We start from the raw sequence: 15,978 nt of genomic DNA on the forward strand, positions 1-15,978 counted from the left end.
TCATGCTGCCCGTCTCAGGGCCGCACGCGTCACCGGCCAACATCGCCACCATGGCGCAGGCCGCCGAACGCCTCGGCTACGACTCCCTGTGGACGTACGAACGCCTGCTCCGCCCGATGGCTCCGCTCTGGCCCGGCCCCGACGGGACCCTCGAGCGTGCCCCGGAGATCTACCGCACCACCTACGAACCCCTGCAGACGCTGAGTCACGTCGCGGCGATCACCAGCAGGATCACTCTTGGGACCAGCATCCTCAGCGCACTCCTGCACACGCCTGTCGTGCTGGCCCGCCGTCTGGCCACGCTCGACCAGTTCAGCGGCGGCCGGGTGATCGCCGGGTTCGGGCAGGGCTCCATCCCCCAGGAGTTCGCGACCGCCAACGTGCCGTGGAAGCGCCGTGGGGCCGGCATGGACGACATGGTCGCGGCGGTCCGCGCGGTCTGGGGCCCCGACCCCGTCGAGTACGAGGGCCGGTTCTACTCGATCGAGGCCTCCGAGATCAATCCCAAGCCGTTCCGCGGCCCCATCCCCATCGTCATCGGGGCCTTCACCGATGCCGGGATCGACCGCGCGGCCCGTATCGCCGACGGCATCACGCCCGTGGCCATGTCGCTGGACGCCGTCACGGCGCAGGCCGCCAGGTTCCGCGCGGGCGCCGAACGGCTCGATCGGGACCCGACCCCCTTGACGGTGACGGCTCAGTCGAACACCCCGATGACGGCCGCGCCGGTCAGGGGTGACCGCCCGTTCCTCGGGGGCGCCCCGCGACAGATCGCCGAGGACCTCGAGATGCTGCGCGGACGGGGCATCGACGCGGTAACGTTCGCGTTCCCGTCGACGGAGGAGATCGACGTCCAGATCGAGATGCTGGACGAGCTCCGCACCCTGGTACCGGCGCGCTGAGGCAACGGCCCGCCGCCCGGTAACGGCACTATCGCCGTCCCCGGTAGACGCAGACCGTCACGGGGACGGCGATGGTCCCGTCCGCGCAGTCACCATCGTCCAGATCGCGTTCTCTACACCCGGGGCAAGAGACGGTGACCTCACACTGGGTGCTCGCGTCAGGTGCCGGCGAGTTCCGCGACTACTGGGCCCATCTCGTGCATCGCCGTGTCGCGGACCACGATGTAGGAGATGCCCAGCTGTTCGCGGACAGCTACCAGCTTGTCGACTACTTCGGACGTCGAACCGACAAGTACCAGCGGGCTGTCGCGCACAACGGTCGGTGCTATCTGAAGTCCCGACGCGACAACGCGCACTGTGCTCTCGGTGTCGCCATCGATCGAGGTGACCAGTGCGAGCGTGCTCAGTTCGATGACGTTCATGCGTTCTCCGGCGTGCGCCCTCAGGAACTGGACACGATCAGCAATGGCGTCGTACCCGACACCGGTAGGCTTCGCAGTCGATCCGGCCACCGTGAGGCCATTCAGCCCGACGATGTCCGCCTCCTGAGCCGCAAGGGCCAGAATGGCGTCGCCGTGGCCGCCGATGAGCAGCGGTATGTGGGGCCGTTGAACCCCGGGGAGCACAGCTCGCTCGCCCTCGGTTCCGTCAGCCGCGGGCAGCCGAAGGTCGCCCGCCCATGCGGACTTCATCGTCGCGATCGAGTTGTGAAGGCGGGTTACTCGCTGTGGCGACGCTTCGTGGGTGATCCCAAGGAGGTCAGACTCCCGCCTGTTCCACCCGGCGCCGAGACCGAGCTCAAGGCGGCCGTCGACGAGCAGGTCGACGGTCGCGGCCTCCTGGGCGAGGCGTACCGGATGATGCAGGCCGTTGTTCGCGACCAGGGTGCCTACGCGGAGGTCGACGGTGGCGGCAGCGGCAGACATTAGTGGTGCGAACATCGACGGTGCGCCGACGTGGTCCCGCATCAGCAGCGTCGACCATCCCTCGCCCTCCAGCCGGCGCGCCTGCTCCTGCAGAGTGGCTCGAGACTCGATGTGGGTGACGGTGGCGCCGAAGCGAAACGGGGAATGCGATGACATCTTCGTGCTCTCCTCAAGTCAGGTGCTGTTAGCTCTTGGTCCGACGCCGAGAGCTCGCGTCCCCTGCTGTTTCCGGTCGTGGGCCCGGACACGATCCGGTCCAGGCGTCAGCGCCGGACGCTGACGAAACGGCCTCCGCAGCGGCATGAGCGCCGCGGAGACCGTTTCGACCGAAACTGTCGGCAGCCGAGGTTACGGCCGGGCCGCCTCCGAGACGGCCCAGCTGTCCTCGAGCATGTGGTAGCGGGTGATGAGTCCGGCCTCGTCGACCGCGACATCGACGGCGTACTCACTCTCGATGACGCGGTCGGTGGCGATCACCCGGGGGCGGAAGCTGCCCAGCATCACGGCACGGTTGCCGTGGGTCATGATCGTGTCGACTTCCCAGGCTTCGGTCGTGACGCCCTCGGCGAGCTGAGCGAAGTGCTCGGCGATCCCCGCCCGGCCGACCTTCCGGCCGATCCAGGGCACGGTCTCGGTGTCGCCGGGGATGAAGCAGTCGACATCCTCGTGGAAGCGTTCGGCCAGTTCCTCCGGCGTCGCCCCGGCGCCCCACGCGGCGAACATCTCTTCCATCGCAGTGCGGGCCAGCGAGGTGCTCGGCTGGTCGGTCGGGCTCGAAAGGGCTGGGTCGGCGGTCATCTCTGTCTCCTCAAGGAATCGTTCGTGTCTTTGTGACGGCGGGTCGGCCGCCACGACCGTGAGTCAACGTGGCCACGGGCGGCCGGGGAAGGAACTGTCGTGAGGCGTACTGGCAGTTCCTCCCTGCTCCTCGGCAGGCGGCCTAGCATCGAATCCATGACCGATCAGCGCCTCGGCGTCCGAGAATTCCTCGCCTCGCGCCGAGGACGTGTGAGCCCGGAACAGAGCGGCCTGCCAAGCTTCGGGTCGACCCGGCGCGTCCCCGGGCTCCGCCGGGAGGAGGTCGCCCTGCTCGCCGGGGTGAGCGTCGAGTACTACGCCCGGATGGAGCGCGGGAACCTGAGCAACGTCTCGGACGCGGTGCTCGAGGCGGTGGCTCGCGCGCTGCAGCTCGACGAGGCGGAGCACGCCCACCTCTTCGACCTCGCCCGTGCGGCGCCCCGGCGCGCGCCCCGGCGTCGGCGCTCCGCCCCGCAGCAGGTCCGCCCGGTCGTCCAGCGGATCCTGGAGGCCATCACCGACGCACCGGCCTGGATCCGCAACGGCCGGCAGGACATCCTGGCCATGAACGAGCTCGGGCGGGCCCTGTACCAGCCGGTGCTCGCGACCCCGCAGCGCCCGGCCAACGCGGCGCGCTTCACGTTCCTGGACCCGGCGGCCCGGCAGTTCCTGCTCGACTGGGAGAAGAACGCCGCGGACACCGCGGCGGCGCTACGGCAGGAGGCAGGGCGCAACCCGCACGACCCCGCCCTGACCCAGCTGATCGGTGAGCTCTCGACCCGGAGCGAAGAGTTCCGGGTCCGTTGGGCGGCCCACGACGTGTTCTTGTACCGCAGCGGCGTCAAGCGCCTGCGCCACCCGGTCGTGGGTGAGCTCGAGCTGAACTTCGAGAGCTTCGAGCTGCCGGCCGAACCCGGCCTGGTGATGGTGGCGTACGCGCCGGTTCCCGGCTCTCCGAGTGCAGACTCACTCGCGATGCTCGCGACCTGGGCGGCGACTCTTCGTGCACAGAACGAGCTCAGGCACGAGAGCAGGATCGACTGACTGCTCTTCGCATGGTGGCCTGGATCATGACTGGGCCTTACCGGGGTGAGGACGAGATCCGGCGGTGGGTACGTTCGAGTTCTGCGCCGGGGCAGCCACGGACGACCCCAGGAGAGCGAGTTTTTCCGCTGACTCCGAGCCTGCCTCAGCGTGATACAGGACCAGGGTCAGCCCGTCCGTGCCGCTGATCGCGAGCCGCTCCCGGTGCAACGAGAGCGCGCCGACCTCGGGATGGATGAACCGCGTCAGGCTGCCGCGCTGGACGCCCACGTCGTGGCGGCTCCACAACTTTCGAAAACGTGGGCTCGCCAGAGACAGCTGGCCGACGAGCTCGATGAAGCGTGGGTCCTCTGTGTCGGTGCCGACCGCCTGGCGAAGACTCGACGCATAGCACTCCGTGATGCCGTCCCAGTCTTGGTGGAGTGCCTCCTCCGGCGGGTCCAGAAACACGTCCAGCAGCTGGTTGCGCCCGACCGACATGCTCGGGGAGAGAGCACCCGCCATGGCGTTGGTGGCCAGGATGTCGAAATACCGTCCCTCGATGAACGCGGGATGCACGAAGGTGGGTAGGAGCGAACCGATGCTGTCCGGCACCCGTTCGGCCCGCGGTCTGGGTCGTCGTCGTCGAGGTTTGTCCACCACCAGGCTCAGCAGGTGGCTCATGCCGTCATCATCCAGTCCGAGCACGCGCGCGATGGACTCCAGGACCTGCGTGGACGGGTTGCGGTCTCGGCCACGCTCCAACCGGAGGTAGTACTCGGCGCTGATGCCGGCCAGCATGGCGACCTCTTCGCGCCGTAGTCCGGGCACGCGCCTCCTGCCGAGCTCGGTGATGCCGACCGCCTCGGGCGGGATGAGAGCCCGGCGGGCGCGCAGATACTCACCCAGGTGGTTCGCGTTGTCGACCATGCCACCCAGCATGCACGCCACAGGCCGGCCGTAGGGGGTCCCTGTCAGTACCCCTGCTACGACTACCAGGTACCGCCATTACCGGGCATTCGCAGGAGCCTTTCTAGGTTCGTGCTCGCCGGGGTCTGCTGAAGGCGTTCGAACCCGGCGTATCTGGCGAGCCTGCCGTGCGCCGTCGGAATGACTGTCCTCCTTCAGGAGGACCCACGAAAGGAACGCTCTCTTGGCAAGGGAATTCGAGGGAAAGACCGTGTTGGTGACCGGTGGCGGCCGTGGTCTGGGGGCGCATACGGCGAAGCTGTTCGCCGACCGTGGTGCCGACGTCGCCATCACGTACTCGGCCTCGGTCGACAAGGCACAGGCCCTGGTGGAAGAACTGCGGGCGAACGGGGTGCGGGCGACGGCGATCCACAGCGACCTGGCGGACCTGGCCAGCGCCAGGCCGGCGGTCGACGCAGTGATCAACGAGCTGGGAAAGCTCGACATCCTCGTGAACAACGCAGGAATCGCCGTCCAAGGCGAGATGGTGGACGACCCCGACCTCGACGAGGCTGCGTACAACCGCCTCTGGCAGGTCAACACCCTGGGCACGGTCGCCATGACGCGCGCGGCCGCACCCCGGATCACTGACGGGGGAAGGATCATCTTCCTCGGTTCCTTGCTGGGCACCCGCGTGCCTTTCCGAGGTGTCGCGGACTACGCCGGCTCCAAGGCTGCGCTCGTCGGATATGCGAAGGGCGCGGCGCGCGACCTGGGGCCGCGCGACATCACGGTGAACATCATCCAGCCGGCCGTCATCCCCACGGACATGGCCGAGGAAGTACGCGACAAGCTCCCGCCGCGTAACTTCATCATGAGCATGCAGGCGTTCCCACGCGTAGCGGCGCTCGACGAGGTCGCCGGCACCGTCGCATTCCTCGCCAGCCCCGCCGCCAGCTACATCACCGGGGCCGTGATCGACGTGAGCGGCGGGTTGCACATCTGACCCGCGCTGGATTGCGCGACCAACCACATCCGAGACAACCGGTAAGGAGCAGATATTGGCGACTGCAACCCAGAACCACCAGCTGCTGACGGACTACTACGCAGCCTACGGAGATGGCGGGCCCGCGGGCCTGGAGCGCATGGCGAACTTCTACACCAAGGACAAGCCGTCCTATACCGCGGGTAACTCCGCGCTCTCGGGAGAGACCCACAGCCCCGAGGAGTCGTTGCAGGTCATGCGCCGCCTCCAGGAGCTCAGCGGCGGAAACATCACCTTCGCCGCACCACCGACCATCCTGGTTGCCGGCGACGCGGTCGTAGCGCTCCTGGTTCACGAGAAGCACGCGCGTACCGGAAAGTCCGAACTGGTGGTCCCGCGGCTGTACGTCTACGAGATCACCGACGACAAGATCAGCCGCTCGTTCGGCTGGCAGCTCGACTCGGCTGCATTCGACGAGTACTACCCGCTGTAGCAGCCGGTCGGTCGGGACGCACCCGTCCCGACCGACCCGGGCGGACAACACCGGAACGAGAGGGCTTCGCCCGCTGACTGCGTCTCGCCAGTGTGCGACGAGTACGCGGACCGTGGGCTGTTCCCGTTCACCGGGACCCTGACGTCAGTCACGTTCGACTTCAGGGCCCCCGACGGAACCACGGGCATGGACCGACTCCGGCTCGCCACCCGGATGGACTGACGAGCGTGGCCGGGCTCGCGGTGAGGCTCCGTTTCACCCACAAAGGGTGAGGATGCCGCCCGGCTCGGCCGCGCATGGTCACGGGGCCGGCTCAAGCCGCGAGAACGGTCGCGACGGCATCCGCCGGACCGCAACTGTTTGTCGCACCTGTCTTCTCGCCCTGGAGGTAGTCATGGAATCCTCGTTCGGACCCGTAGAGCTCGTCGCGCTCGCCTTCGACACGCCGCGCATCCCGCCCTCTGTCGCCCAGGCCGTGCTCGACGTCGGAGCGACCGGCGCCGTCACGCTGCTCGACCTCGCCGTCGTGCGCCGCGACGAGGCCGGCGACATCGAGATCCTGGAGGCGCAGGACCTCGGCGACGAGATCGACCTCGTCGCCGTGGAGCTGCCCGCGTCGGGCCTGACCGGCGACGAGGACCTGCGAGAGATCGCCTCGGCGGTCGAACCGGGCACCTCCGTGCTCGTCCTAGCGATCGAGCACACGTGGTCGCGCGAGCTGGTCACGGCGGCGGTCGCCGCAGAGGCCGACGTGATCCTGCACGAACGGGTGCCCGCCTTGACGGTCAACGAGATCGCCGCGCTGGCGGACACCGCCGCATCCCCCCTCTGAGCAGCACCATCACCGAACGGAGCAGCGACATGGCACCTCTACGACGTTTCGGCCGCCCCGGCCTCATCGGCACGGCAGCGCGCACGGCAGTCATCGCCGGCACCGCCCAGGCCACCGCAGGCGCGATCAGCCGGCGGCAGGCAGGCCGCGCACAGCAGCAGTACGAGGCCCAGCGGTACGAGAACCAGCAGTACCAGCCCCAGCAGGCCGCGCCACCGCAGTACGAGCCGGCGCAGCAGGCACCCGCTGCGCCGCCGTCGGACGGCGCGAACGACGCGCTCCTGACCCAGCTCGCGCAGCTCGGCGAGCTGCACGGCAAGGGAGTGCTCACGGAGGACGAGTTCGTGACCGCCAAGGCCAAGCTGCTGGGCTGACGGCCTCGCCGATCCGGGCGCGGCCTGCCCGACCCGGGACACGAAGGAGGGGGCATGAGCGAGCAGGGTCACGACGGCGCGCGCCGCTGGTCCGTGGAGAACGTCGCCGTGGCGCTGCTCGCGATCACCGCGGTGCTCACCGCCTGGAGCGGCTTCGAGGCCAGCAAGTGGAGCGGGGAGATGTCCATCGCGTTCTCCCGGGCGTCCACGCAGCGCATCGAGGCCACCCGCCAGGCGACGACCGCGGAGGCGGCGCGGGCGGTCGACCTGCAGGTGTTCGGCATCTGGCTCCAGGCGACCGCCGAGGACGACCAGGCGCTGGCCGAGTTCTCCCGTGAGCGCTTCACCGAGCACTTCACGCCCGCCTTCGACGAGTGGCTCGCGGCGCGTCCGCTGCAGAACCCGGACGCGCCGGCGAGCCCCTTCGCGCTGGACTCGTACGTGCCGCCCGGCCAGGTCGAGGCGCAGGAGGCCGACGCCCGCGCCGACGCGTATTTCGAGGATGCGCTCACGGACAACCGCCGCGGGGACAACTACACGCTGCTCACCGTGCTGTTCGCGCTCGTCCTGTTCTTCGGGGCGCTCGCCAACCGGTTCGACTCGCGGGCGAGGTCGTGGACCGTGCTGGCCGGTGCAGGGGTTCTCCTGCTGCTCGGCATCGGCTTCCTGGCTGCCTTTCCGAAGATCGTCTAGGTGTCCGGCGCCCGAGCGTTCAGGCCTCCGGCTCCACGTGCTCCCGGCGCTTCCCGCTGCCGCCGTTCACCTCCCGCCACCCGTCCGGGTCGCGCAGCATGTGCGACTCGACGAGGTCGTGCCGCCGCAGGTAGGTGTTGGCCGTCGCCTGGACGGTCGCGGCGATCGGCAGCGCCAGGAACGCCCCCAGCGCGCCGAACACGGCGCCGAAGCCGAGCACCACGAGGAAGCTCACGGCGGGGTTCATCTCCAGCGCCCGCGCGGAGACCTTCGGGGAGAAGTAGAGGTTCTCGAGCTGCTGGTAGCCGATGATGAACGCGAGGACGGCCAGCGCCTGGGGCAGGCCCTGGGACGTCAGCGCCACGGCGACGGGCAGCGCGCCGCCGAGGTAGGTGCCGATGGTCGGGACGAACTGCGACACCACGCCGACGAAGACCGCGAGCGGCAGTGCGTACGGGGTGCGGACGATCAGCAGGAAGACGAGGGTGAAGGCGGCCGACAGGGACGCGAGCACGATGCGGGAGCTGATGAAGTCCGAGACCTTCACCTGCGTGATCTCCCACAGGGTCAGCACCTCCTGCTGGCGGGCCGGCGTGAGCCACCGGCACACAGCGACGCGGAGCCGGGGGCCCGCGGCCAGCAGGTAGTACGTCACCAGGAGGATCGTCAGCAGGGCGAACAGCGCGCCGATCACGGAGGCTCCGGCCAGCAGCACGCCGGAGGCGACGTCGTTGCCGAAGTTCGTCAGGACCTCGCGCACCAGGTCGTCGGAGTCGGGGAGCGCGACGCCGAACTGCTCCGCGATGCGGTCCTGGATCGCCGCGTACACGTCGGGCAGGGTGTCGAGGAGCTGGATGAGCTGCTGGACGAAGAGGTTGCCGAAGAGTCCCAGCACCACCGCCACGAGGACGATCGAACCGCCGAGCGCCGTGGCCGCGGCCGCGCCCCTGCGCCACCCGTGCCGCACGCACCAGACCACCGGCGGTTCGAGCGCCAGGGCGAGGAAAAACGCGATCAGGACGTTCACCGCCAGGCCGCGCAGAGCACCCATCGCGTACCAGCCGAACGCCCCGAGGTAGACGGCGAGCACGACCAGGACCAGCGCCCGGGGCAGCCACCGGGGTGGGCGGCGGGAGGCGGCGTCACCTCGGGGTGCGGTGGCTGCCAGATCGTCCGGGACGGTCATGGCGTGGCCTCCCGGGCGCTCGCGGCGGCCACAGCGGCGGCCACTGCGGCGTCGACCGTGGGGACCACCCGCCCGTCGCGCTCCGCACCGGCCCACCAGCGGGACGCCGCCGCCTGGCGGCGGACGTCCGGGGGGAACGCCGCGAGCAGGAGCGTCGTGCCCTCGCGGGAGAGGTCCGCGTCGAGCGCCTCGAGCGCGTCGAGCAGCGGGATGGTGGCTCGGAGGACCGCCGTGCCCTCCAGCACCAGGGCGTGCGGCGTGGGCCGGTGGCCGAGGGCGGCCGCGAGGACGTCGTCCTGCGTCGGTCGCGCGTTGCCCGTGAAGATCGAATGGTCGAGGTGCAGCAGCAGCACCCCGGCGGGCGCGGCGTCGCCGCCTGCCGGAGGGCTCGGCGGGGGGCTCTCCGGCGGGGTGGGCGTCCAGCCGCCGTCGGGCGCCGCGTACAGCGGGCGGACGGCGCTGCGGCTGACCGTGCGCAGCACCAGGAACAGCGTCAGGACCACGCCGGCCCCGACGGCCGGCAGGAGGCCGGCGGTGAGCCCGATCGCCGTCGTGGCCAGCGCGACCCAGAACTCCGTGCGGTCGATGCGGAACAGCCGCATGTACTCGGCCGGCGACACCAGCCCGACCACCGCGACCAGTACCAGGGCGCCGAGCGTGGCCGTCGGCAGGTCGCTCAGCACGGGCGCCAGGAAGAGCGCGACGAGTACGGCGAGCGCCGCCGTCGTGAGGCCGGCCACCTGGGTGCGGGCGCCCGCCCCGAGGTTGACCGCGCTCTGCGAGAACCCGCCCGCGGGCGGGAGGCACTGCGTGAGGCCGCCGCCCAGGGCGGCGACGCCGACCGCGAGCAGCTCCTGGTCGCTGTCGACGGTCGGCTCGGACCGCTGCCGCTGCGCGCGGGCGACCAGGACGGTCTCCAGGAAGGCCATGACGGCGATCGCCAGCGCCGCGGGGAGCAGGCCTGGGATCGCGTCCCACAGCGGCGGGCTGAGGTCCGGCAGGCCGGCGGGTACCGGCTCGATGAGCGCGAGGCCCCGGTCCTCGACGTCGGTCAGGACGACCAGCAGGACGGAGGCCACCACCACGAACAGGGCGGCGGGGACCCGCGGCGCGACGCGGCGCAGCACCAGCAGCGTGGCGACCGCGAGGACCGAGAAGATCGCCGTGAGGGCCTGCGTCGTCGGGAGCGCCCCGACGACGTCGGCGAGCTTGCCGAAGAACCCGGCGTCCCGGTCCGGCACCGTCAGGCCCAGGAGGGCCGGCAGCTGCGTGACCGCGACGGTGAGCCCGACGCCGGCCTTCACGCCGGTCAGGGTCGCAGGGCTGATCTGTTCCACCAGCGAGCCGAGCCGCAGGAGCCGCATGACCAGGAGGCACACCCCCACGAGAGCGGTGAGCGTGAATGCGGCCCCGAGCAGGTCGTCCGACGCCGTGCCGGCCCCCGCGAGCGCCGAGGCGGTCAGCACCGCGATGGTCGACGTCGTCGAGACGCTCAGGGTGTGCGAGCCGCCGAGGAGCGCGTAGAGCAGCACGGGGACGATGCAGGTGTAGAGCCCGACGGAGACCGGCAGCCCGGCGATGGTCGCGTAGGCCATGGCCTGCGGCACCACGACGACGCCCGCGGCCAGCCCCGCCACGACGTCGGCCCGCAGCCACGTGCGGCGGTATCCGCGGAGCGAGGGGCCGAGCCAGCGGGGTGTTGCCGAGGTCAGGTTCACGCGGGTCAGCCAAGTCGGTGGGTGACCTGGGGCGTTCACCTGGATCGGGTGACGTAGCCCGTGGCGGGTCCTGCGGATCATCCGGGCACCACCGCTACGAGGAGGACCGACATGGCACGGGAGTTCCGGGGCAAGATCGAGCTCGATGTCCGCGACTCGCAGGGGGACTGGGAGGCGTTCCTCCCGCAGAAGGCGCCCCAGGGCGCACCCAACGTCCTGGTCGTGCTGTACGACGACACCGGGCAGGCCGCCTGGTCGCCGTACGGCGGGCGCATCCAGATGCCCACGATGGAGCGCCTCGCGGCGGGCGGCCTGACCTACTCGCAGTGGCACACCACCGCACTGTGCTCGCCCACGCGGTCGACGTTCCTCACCGGCCGCAACCATCACCTCAACGGGTTCGCGACCATCTCGGAGAGCTCGACGGGCTTTCCCGGCTACAGCTCGCACATCCCGCCGTCCAGCGCGAGCATGGCGAGCGTGCTGCGCGAGGCCGGCTGGAGCACCTTCTGGGTGGGCAAGAACCACAACGTGCCGATCGACGAGTGGACCATGGGCGCCTCGAAGAAGCGCTGGCCGCTCGGGCAGGGCTTCGACCAGTTCTACGGGTTCATCGGCGGGGAGACCAACCAGTGGTTCCCGTCGCTGGCGGAGGGCAACCGGTACATCGATCAGCCGTATCCGCCCGAGGACGGCTACCACCTGTCCAAGGACCTCGCGGACCAGGCGCTGCGGATGATCCGGGACTCCAAGCAGACCGAGCCGGACAAGCCCTGGTACCTGTGGTTCTGCCCGGGCGCCAACCACGCGCCGCACCACGCGCCCCAGGAGTACATCGACAAGTACAAGGGCGTGTTCGACGACGGGTACGAGGCCTACCGGGAGTGGGTGCTGCCCCGGATGATCGAGCGCGGCATCCTGCCGGAGGGCACAGAGCTCACCGACCTGAACCCGATGCCCGACGGCACCTTCTCGGAGACCGACCGGGTCCGGCCCTGGGGCGAGCTGAACGAGAAGGAGCAGGCGATGTTCTGCCGCATGGCGGAGGTCTACGCGGGTCTCTCCGAGTACACCGACGCCCAGGTGGGTCGCATCGTCGACTACCTGGAGGAGTCCGGCCAGCTCGAGAACACGCTCATCCTCTACTGCGCGGACAACGGGGCCTCGGGAGAGGGCAGCCCGAACGGCTCGGTCAACGAGGGCAAGATCTTCGGCGGGTACCCGGACGACCTCGAGCAGAACCTCGCGATGGTGGACCAGCTCGGCACCCCCGACGCGTACAACCACTACCCGACGGGCTGGGCCGCCGCGTTCTCCACCCCGTACCGGATGTTCAAGCGGTACGTCTACCAGGGCGGCATCAGCGACCCGATGGTGATCCACTGGCCCGCCGGCATCGCGGCGCGGGGCGAGGTCCGCAACCAGTACCACCACTGCACCGACGTGGTCCCCACCATCCTGGAGGCGTGCGGGGTGGAGTTCCCGAAGGTGTTCGACGGCGTCGAGCAGACCCCGCTGTCCGGGGTGTCGATGGTCTACTCCTTCGACGAGGCGGAGGCCCCGACCCGCAAGGAGACGCAGTACTACGAGATGTTCGGCAACCGCGGCATCTGGCACCGGGGCTGGAAGGCGGTCACCGAGCACGGCCCGGTCAGTGGCACCGGCCGGTTCGAGGAGGACCGGTGGCAGCTCTTCCGCACCGAGACCGACCGGTCGGAGGCACACGACATGGCGGGGTCGCACCCCGAGAAGGTCGAGGAGCTCAAGGCGCTCTGGCTCGCCGAGGCTGCCGCGAACAACGTGCTGCCCCTGAACGATCTCCAGATCATCGGCAACCCGAAGGACTTCGAGACGTTCATCAAGATGGAGTTCAGCGTCCCGGTGCCGCCGACCGGCCAGTACACGTACTACCCCGGCACCTCGGAGATCCCGGAGCGGTCGGCGGCGAACGTGCACGGCGTCTCCTACAAGGTGCTGGCGGACCTGGACCTGACCCCGGGCTCGGCGGGCGTGGTCTTCGCCCACGGCTCGCGGTTCGGCGGTCACGCGCTCTTCCTCAAGGACGGCACCCTCACGTACGCCTACAACTTCCTCGGGATCCCGCCTGAGGACCGGATCTCCGCGCCGGCACCCACCAGCGGCAGGCATGTCGTCGGGGTGGACTTCGCCAAGGAGCGGATGGGGGAGCACCGGGAGGGGATCGGCCCGCTGCGGCTCTGGATCGACGACGAGGTGGTCGCGGAGCAGGAGATCAGAACGGTCCTGGGCCACTTCTCGCTGTGCGGCGAGGGGCTGTGCATCGGCTACGACAGCGGGGACGCGGTCTCCCGCGAGTACGCCGGCTCCCGGTTCGAGTTCACCGGCGGCACCATCCACAAGGTCGTGTTCGACGTCGCGGACGACGCGTACGTGGACCTGGAGGGACACCTGCGGGCTGCGATGGCCCGCGACTGACGTGCGGCGGGGCGCTCAGATCAGGTGGAAGCTGCGGGCGACCTTGAGCGCATCGCTGCGGCACGACGCCGACAGCTTCACGTAGAGGCGCTGCACGTGCGTCTTGATGGTGTTCTCCGAGACGAACAGGGAGGTCGATATGTCCGCGTACGTGGCACCTCGGGCCAGCTCGTGGAGGACCTCGCGTTCACGAGGGCTCAGCGCCGGCGGACTGAGGGCCTGGCTGACGTCGTCCAGCTCATGGGGCGTCGCGGTCACGGAGGCATAGAGGGCCGTGATGTCCGGCCGGCCGGAACCCATCGTCACGATGTCGTTCAGCCATCCGTGCGCCGGCTGCCCGACGAACCGGCGCAGCAACGTCTCGACGGGCGTTCCCTGGCGGACCCAGCCGAGGAAGGGGGAGGCGTTCCTGCGGGCCTCGGTCGCCGTGACCGCCTCCGCCAGCCGTTCGTGCGCGCTGTGCGGCTCGCCCAGCGCGTCGAGCAGCTGGGCCTCGCACGCCAGGGCGAGCGCACGTGTCGGCGGTTGCGCGTAGGCGGCATCCGCCGACGCCACCTCGAAAGCCGCGGCAGCGACCCGCGGTTCCCCGTCCCGGTCGGCCCGCAGCCCCTGGACGAGTGCCGACTCGCCGACGGCGCCCATCAGCTCGAGCGTGCCGTGCAGCGACCTGAGCGTGTCCCGGTCGCTCGCCAGCACTGCGACGAGCGCCCGCTCGACGAGCAGGACGATCCGCAGGTGCTCGGGCAGCTGGTCGTCGGTCAGGCGCAGGCATTCTCCGGGGCCTGCGAGGATCCGCTGTGCCTCGGCCACGTTGCCGGCCAGCACCTGTTGGCGGGCGTCCCAGATTCGGAACCAGAACCGTGTGCAGAGGTCGCCCTTGTGGTAGCGGTCTCGCGGGAAGTCAGGGACCGGGGCGGCGGTGGTGGCGGGCACGTCCAGCAGTCGCGCGAGCAGCTGAGCAAGGTTGGCCCGTGCCGAGACGAACCTCAGGTCACTCACGTTCGGCGCGGCCGCGACGTCCCCGGCCAGCTCTGCGCACGCGCGCTCGCGCCCGCGCATGTACTGGGTGAGGGCGAGGTGGCTCAGGGCGCTGCTCTTGAGCTGACCCAGACCCCTGCTGTGCGCGAGGTCGGCGGCGAACGTCAGGTTCGCCTCGGCGTCGGTGAGCTCGCCGAGCCAGTTCTGGGCGATCCCCAGCTCGTTGGCCAGCACGGGCAGGATCTCGGCGTTGGCCTCTCGGACACCGCCGCGTGTCTGCGAGACAGCCAGCACGCGCTTCGCATGGCCGATCGCGGCGTAGGCGGGTTCGAGCCCCAGGGCGAGGCGCCACAACCTGACGCAGGCGATACGTGCGTCAAGCCGTTCGTCGCCCCCAGCCGGCCCTGCGAGCGACGATCTGCGGTGCGCGCGGAGGATCCGATCTCCCCAGTGTCGCGCTCCCTCGACGTCGTCCTCGAGCCAGCATCCCAGTGCGATGGCGAACCAGGTGTCCGGGCGGTCGTCGATGATCTGTGCCTGCGTCCGGACGAACTCGCTGACCTCGTTCGCCCCGTCGTGGTCGAGCACCATGCGCACGCCGTCGCGGGCGAGAACGTCTGCCGCCGCCAGAGGTGCTCCGATGCTGACGAGCCGCCTGAACGCGCCTGGCAGATGGCCGCGCGCCAGGTCGAGCCGGACCGCACGCACGACGGTCGAACGCGCACGTACGGCGTCGACACCGCCCGCAGCAAGGTGCTGCCGGACCACCTGCACCAGGAGCGGGTGGACACGGAACCCTCCCTCGCGGCCGCCGTCGTCCGGCAGGCGTGTCACGAGCAGCCCGGTGTTCTCCAGCTCCGTCAGGGTTTCCTTGGCGCGCTGGTCGTGCGTCAGGTGCGCGGCCAGGGAAGCGCTGACCACGCCCTCACCGGAGACACAGAGGAGAAGGTGCCGTTGTCGGGGGGTGAGCATGCTGAACACCTCACCCACCACGCCCGTCGATCTCGCCGCGGCGTCGCGGTAGAGCAGACGAGCCGCGGCCGCCGGATCCGGGGCTGCGCCGAGCTCGCGTGCGGCGAGGACCGCGGCCGCGCACCAGCCGTCGGCGTGTCGGGTGACCGCGGCGATCACCTGAGCGTCCGTGGTCCGGGCATGCCCGGCGACGAGCGGGACGCTCTCGGTCTCGCTCAGCCGCAGCAGGCTCCCCGGCAGCACGGCGAAGTGGCCCAGGAGCTCGGGGACGAGCTGGGTCAGGGGCAGTGCCCGGCGACTGAGGAGGAGGACACGCATCGACTCCGGTGCGGTGTTGAGGCGCTCGTCGATGACGCGCAACGCGGCGGCCGGGAGCAGATGGGCGTCGTCGATCACGACCAGGTCCGGGCGCGAGCCTGCCCCGTCCAGCCTGGCTGCCAGCTGTTCGGGCGTGCAGGTGCTGTCGGCATCGACCCAGGTCGCCGTGCCGGCCCGCGACGAGGCAGCACGCAGCCAACCGGCGACGCCCAGGGTCTTGCCGGCCCCGGCGGGTGCCACGATCAGGGTGACCGTGCCTTCTGTGTTCTCGTCCAGCCGCTGCCAGAGCCTCGGCCGGGGCACGTAAATCCGTGGTAACCGAGGAATCGACGTGTCCTCGACATGGCGGCGCGTGACCGCGAGCTCGGCGTGCATGGGAGCGAGTCCGCGCCGTCGTGATGCCAGACCCGCGCTCCG

Annotated in this window: 14 protein-coding genes; 8 read left to right on the forward strand and 6 right to left on the reverse strand. The window is 70.3% G+C overall.

Going from position 1 to position 15,978, the window contains the following annotated elements:
- The first annotated feature begins 2 nt into the window (after window positions 1-2).
- Window positions 3-902 carry a TIGR03619 family F420-dependent LLM class oxidoreductase gene (locus FHX71_RS08480; RefSeq protein ID WP_182615296.1) on the forward strand — a complete coding sequence of 300 codons (900 nt, stop codon included), beginning with the start codon at window positions 3-5 and terminating at the stop codon, window positions 900-902.
- Window positions 903-1,060: 158 nt separating this feature from the next.
- Here FHX71_RS08480 and FHX71_RS08485 read toward each other — a convergent pair whose 3' ends face one another.
- Window positions 1,061-1,984 (reverse strand): TIGR03621 family F420-dependent LLM class oxidoreductase, encoded by a 924-nt coding sequence (locus FHX71_RS08485; protein WP_182615298.1) that lies wholly within the window; start codon window positions 1,982-1,984, stop codon window positions 1,061-1,063.
- 192 nt (window positions 1,985-2,176) lie between these two features.
- Window positions 2,177-2,626 carry a nuclear transport factor 2 family protein gene (locus tag FHX71_RS08490; protein WP_182615300.1) on the reverse strand — a complete coding sequence of 150 codons (450 nt, stop codon included), beginning with the start codon at window positions 2,624-2,626 and terminating at the stop codon, window positions 2,177-2,179.
- 156 nt (window positions 2,627-2,782) lie between these two features.
- Here FHX71_RS08490 and FHX71_RS08495 point away from each other — a divergent pair, with 156 nt between their 5' ends.
- Window positions 2,783-3,670 carry a helix-turn-helix domain-containing protein gene (locus FHX71_RS08495; protein WP_182615302.1) on the forward strand — a complete coding sequence of 296 codons (888 nt, stop codon included), beginning with the start codon at window positions 2,783-2,785 and terminating at the stop codon, window positions 3,668-3,670.
- A gap of 24 nt (window positions 3,671-3,694) precedes the next feature.
- Here FHX71_RS08495 and FHX71_RS08500 read toward each other — a convergent pair whose 3' ends face one another.
- The gene (locus FHX71_RS08500) at window positions 3,695-4,579 is read right to left on the reverse strand and encodes a helix-turn-helix domain-containing protein (RefSeq protein ID WP_182615304.1); all 885 of its coding nucleotides are present in this window, start codon (window positions 4,577-4,579) and stop codon (window positions 3,695-3,697) included.
- A gap of 223 nt (window positions 4,580-4,802) precedes the next feature.
- Here FHX71_RS08500 and FHX71_RS08505 point away from each other — a divergent pair, with 223 nt between their 5' ends.
- The 5 genes from FHX71_RS08505 (at window position 4,803) to FHX71_RS08525 (ending at window position 7,935) form a co-directional block, all read left to right on the forward strand.
- The gene (locus FHX71_RS08505; protein ID WP_182615306.1) at window positions 4,803-5,564 is read left to right on the forward strand and encodes an SDR family NAD(P)-dependent oxidoreductase; all 762 of its coding nucleotides are present in this window, start codon (window positions 4,803-4,805) and stop codon (window positions 5,562-5,564) included.
- Between the two features lie 55 nt (window positions 5,565-5,619).
- A complete protein-coding gene (locus FHX71_RS08510; protein WP_182615309.1) occupies window positions 5,620-6,036 on the forward strand; it encodes a nuclear transport factor 2 family protein in 417 nt (138 codons plus the stop codon).
- A gap of 394 nt (window positions 6,037-6,430) precedes the next feature.
- Entirely contained in the window at window positions 6,431-6,868 is a 438-nt protein-coding gene (locus tag FHX71_RS08515; protein ID WP_182615311.1) for a DUF6325 family protein, read from the forward strand.
- Window positions 6,869-6,897: 29 nt separating this feature from the next.
- On the forward strand, window positions 6,898-7,242 hold the full coding sequence (locus FHX71_RS08520) for an SHOCT domain-containing protein (RefSeq protein WP_182615313.1): 345 nt from the start codon (window positions 6,898-6,900) through the stop codon (window positions 7,240-7,242).
- 54 nt (window positions 7,243-7,296) lie between these two features.
- Window positions 7,297-7,935: a hypothetical protein gene (locus FHX71_RS08525; protein WP_182615315.1), complete on the forward strand. Its 639-nt coding sequence runs from the start codon at window positions 7,297-7,299 to the stop codon at window positions 7,933-7,935.
- A 19-nt stretch (window positions 7,936-7,954) separates the two neighbouring features.
- Here the strand turns inward: FHX71_RS08525 and FHX71_RS08530 are convergent, their stop codons facing one another.
- Window positions 7,955-9,121: an AI-2E family transporter gene (locus tag FHX71_RS08530; protein ID WP_182615317.1), complete on the reverse strand. Its 1,167-nt coding sequence runs from the start codon at window positions 9,119-9,121 to the stop codon at window positions 7,955-7,957.
- The gene (locus FHX71_RS08535; protein WP_312876971.1) at window positions 9,118-10,839 is read right to left on the reverse strand and encodes a SulP family inorganic anion transporter; all 1,722 of its coding nucleotides are present in this window, start codon (window positions 10,837-10,839) and stop codon (window positions 9,118-9,120) included. The genes FHX71_RS08530 and FHX71_RS08535 overlap by 4 nt, the downstream gene beginning before the upstream one ends.
- A 111-nt stretch (window positions 10,840-10,950) precedes the next feature.
- Here FHX71_RS08535 and FHX71_RS08540 point away from each other — a divergent pair, with 111 nt between their 5' ends.
- Window positions 10,951-13,293 (forward strand): sulfatase family protein, encoded by a 2,343-nt coding sequence (locus tag FHX71_RS08540; protein WP_182615321.1) that lies wholly within the window; start codon window positions 10,951-10,953, stop codon window positions 13,291-13,293.
- Between the two features lie 15 nt (window positions 13,294-13,308).
- On the opposite strand, the gene FHX71_RS29180 is transcribed toward FHX71_RS08540, so the two are convergent.
- The gene (locus FHX71_RS29180; protein ID WP_182615324.1) at window positions 13,309-15,936 is read right to left on the reverse strand and encodes a helix-turn-helix transcriptional regulator; all 2,628 of its coding nucleotides are present in this window, start codon (window positions 15,934-15,936) and stop codon (window positions 13,309-13,311) included.
- Window positions 15,937-15,978 lie beyond the last annotated feature (42 nt).

This window comes from Promicromonospora sukumoe, assembly GCF_014137995.1.
GTDB lineage: Bacteria > Actinomycetota > Actinomycetes > Actinomycetales > Cellulomonadaceae > Promicromonospora > Promicromonospora sukumoe.

Excerpts from the sequence above, each read along its gene's own strand:
- FHX71_RS08495 (WP_182615302.1), top strand. The coding sequence starts at position 2,783 with ATGACCGATCAGCGCCTCGGCGTCCGAGAATTCCTCGCCTCGCGCCGA.
- FHX71_RS08515 (WP_182615311.1), top strand. The coding sequence starts at position 6,431 with ATGGAATCCTCGTTCGGACCCGTAGAGCTCGTCGCGCTCGCCTTCGAC.
- FHX71_RS08480 (WP_182615296.1), top strand. The coding sequence starts at position 3 with ATGCTGCCCGTCTCAGGGCCGCACGCGTCACCGGCCAACATCGCCACC.
- FHX71_RS08540 (WP_182615321.1), top strand. The coding sequence starts at position 10,951 with ATGGCACGGGAGTTCCGGGGCAAGATCGAGCTCGATGTCCGCGACTCG.
- FHX71_RS08525 (WP_182615315.1), top strand. The coding sequence starts at position 7,297 with ATGAGCGAGCAGGGTCACGACGGCGCGCGCCGCTGGTCCGTGGAGAAC.
- FHX71_RS08485 (WP_182615298.1), bottom strand. The coding sequence starts at position 1,984 with ATGTCATCGCATTCCCCGTTTCGCTTCGGCGCCACCGTCACCCACATC.
- FHX71_RS08500 (WP_182615304.1), bottom strand. The coding sequence starts at position 4,579 with ATGGTCGACAACGCGAACCACCTGGGTGAGTATCTGCGCGCCCGCCGG.
- FHX71_RS08490 (WP_182615300.1), bottom strand. The coding sequence starts at position 2,626 with ATGACCGCCGACCCAGCCCTTTCGAGCCCGACCGACCAGCCGAGCACC.
- FHX71_RS08520 (WP_182615313.1), top strand. The coding sequence starts at position 6,898 with ATGGCACCTCTACGACGTTTCGGCCGCCCCGGCCTCATCGGCACGGCA.
- FHX71_RS29180 (WP_182615324.1), bottom strand. The coding sequence starts at position 15,936 with ATGCACGCCGAGCTCGCGGTCACGCGCCGCCATGTCGAGGACACGTCG.
- FHX71_RS08530 (WP_182615317.1), bottom strand. The coding sequence starts at position 9,121 with ATGACCGTCCCGGACGATCTGGCAGCCACCGCACCCCGAGGTGACGCC.